The organism is Streptomyces humi (genome assembly GCF_001005085.2).
Lineage (GTDB): Bacteria > Actinomycetota > Actinomycetes > Streptomycetales > Streptomycetaceae > Streptomyces > Streptomyces humi.
This window is the reverse complement of record NZ_LBMU02000202.1, coordinates 1-1,974: the sequence shown is the minus strand read 5'-3', so window position 1 is coordinate 1,974 and position 1,974 is coordinate 1. Positions and strand designations below refer to the sequence as shown.

Here is a 1,974-nt window from a genome sequence, read left to right as displayed (position 1 = left end):
GGCTTGGGGGGCTCGGGGGGGTTGGGGGGCTTGCGGGGTGAGCCGGGCCAGCGTGCGGTCCGGCAGCGTGATCGCCAGCAGCAGTACGGAGCCGGCGAGCATGAACAGGGCCAGGCCGTGCAGCCCGGCCGTGTCGGCGTGGTCCGGGTAGAACGCCGCGGTGGCCGCGGAGGCACCCAGTGCGCCGAGGTACATGAAGGTGCGCAGCAGTCCGGCGGCGGAACCGATCCGTTCCGGGTCGGCCTGCCGGTACAGGGCGGTCTGCGCGGCGAGCCCGAGCAGCCCCTGCGGGACGCCGAGCAGCGCGCCGACGGCGAGCAGCAGCCACACCGGGCTGCCGGCGCCGACCGCCAGCAGGGCCGCGCAGCCCGCGATCTGTAGCACGGACCCGACGACCAGCTTGCCGCGGACGGCCTCCCGGCGGCCGGTGACGGTGGCCGTGACCAGCGCGGAGGCGGACAGCGGCAGCAGTACGAGCCCGGCGGCGGAGGCGTCGAGGCCGCGGCCCTGCTCCAGCCACTGCGTGTAGCCGTACAGGAAGGCGTACGAGGTGGTGTACGCGAGGAGCTGGCGCAGATAGGTGACGACGAGCGGTCCGTTGCCGCCGAGGACGCGCAGGTCGACGAAGGGGTCCGGCACCCGCAGCTCCCGGACCGCGAAGGCGGCGGCCGCCAGGAGGGTCAGCAGCGGCAGGTACCAGCGGTCGGGCCGCGGGCCCATCAGGAACAGCATCAGCGAGACCAGCAGGACCGAGAAGAGCGCCATGCCGGGCAGGTCCATGGCCTGACGCCGCGCGGCCGGACCGGTCTTCGGCAGCCACTTCACACCGAGTACCAGACAGGCCGCGGACAGCGGCACGTTGACGGTGAACACCATGTGCCAGCCGGCGGCGCCGATCAGCACCCCGCCCAGCGTCGGGCCGATCACCGCGACGGTCTGGGCGGACACGGCGAGCGCGGTCAGCACCCCGGCCGGGCTGTCCTGGCCGGTGCGCTCGGCCTCGCTGCGGGTCAGCCGCATCGCCGCCGGATACGCCGCCGACGTGCCGAACCCGAGCAGCACCCGGGCCGCGATCAGCACGCCCAGCGAGGGGGCCAGCGCGCCCAGCAGCCCGGCCGCGCCCACCAGGCCGGTCCCGGCGAGGTAGAGCCGGCGCGGTCCGTACATGTCCACGAGCCGCCCGATCACCGGCTGACCCACGGCGGTCGCCAGATACAGCGCGGTGACCAGCCACACCGTCTCGGCGGGCGGTGCCCCGAAGGCGATGCCGATGGGCACCAGCGCCACGGCGATCATCGAGGAGTTGATCGGGTTCAGCACGGAACCCAGGACCATCGGCGCGATCAGCCGCCGGTCGAAGCCGGCGGGTGCCGGCCGGGCGTCCGTGCCGGTGCCCGCGGTGAGCCTCGGTATCACGGGCGCGACAGCCGTTCCAGCAGCTCGATGGCGGTGAGCAGGGTCCGGCGCTCGTCGTCGGTGTACCGGTCCTGGAAGGCGCGGGCCAGCCACTCGTCGCGTGCCTGGCGGTTGCCCTCGACCCGGGCCAGTCCGGCCTCGGTGAGGGTGACGAGCTGGCGGCGGCCGTCGGTCGGGTCGGGGCTGCGCCGGATCAGCCCCTGCTGGTCGAGCGCGGCCAGCGTGGCCGCCATCGACTGCGGCCGCACGCCCTCGGCGGAGGCCAGCGCGCTGGCGGTGGCCGCGCCGTGTTTCGACACGAGGGTGAGCGCCGACTCCTGCGAGGGGGTGAGGTCCGCGTCCTGGGCGACCTCGCGGATGCGACGGCGCAACCGGCTGAACATCACGCGCAGATCGCGCGCGGCCCGGCTCGCGGAATCGGAGATCTCTGTCATACGCCCACCCTAGAACCGACAGTCCAAACTGTCCAGCCGAAACTGTTCAGTCCAGGCTGAAGGTTTGTGGTGGCTCAGCGGGAGTGGGGTGGTGCAGCGGGAGCGGGGCGGTGGGGAGGTGGGG

2 protein-coding genes are annotated in these 1,974 nt (G+C 74.0%); both read right to left on the bottom strand.

The genetic code is table 11. The features are described from left to right. Nucleotides 1-1,416: MFS transporter (locus AAW13_RS43915; RefSeq protein ID WP_071659895.1), on the bottom strand; the 1,416-nt coding region annotated here is incomplete at its 3' end. Continuing rightward, entirely contained in the window at nt 1,413-1,850 is a 438-nt protein-coding gene (locus tag AAW13_RS43910) for a MarR family winged helix-turn-helix transcriptional regulator (RefSeq protein WP_046734845.1), read from the bottom strand. The genes AAW13_RS43910 and AAW13_RS43915, both read right to left, overlap by 4 nt. Nucleotides 1,851-1,974: the final 124 nt, after the last annotated feature.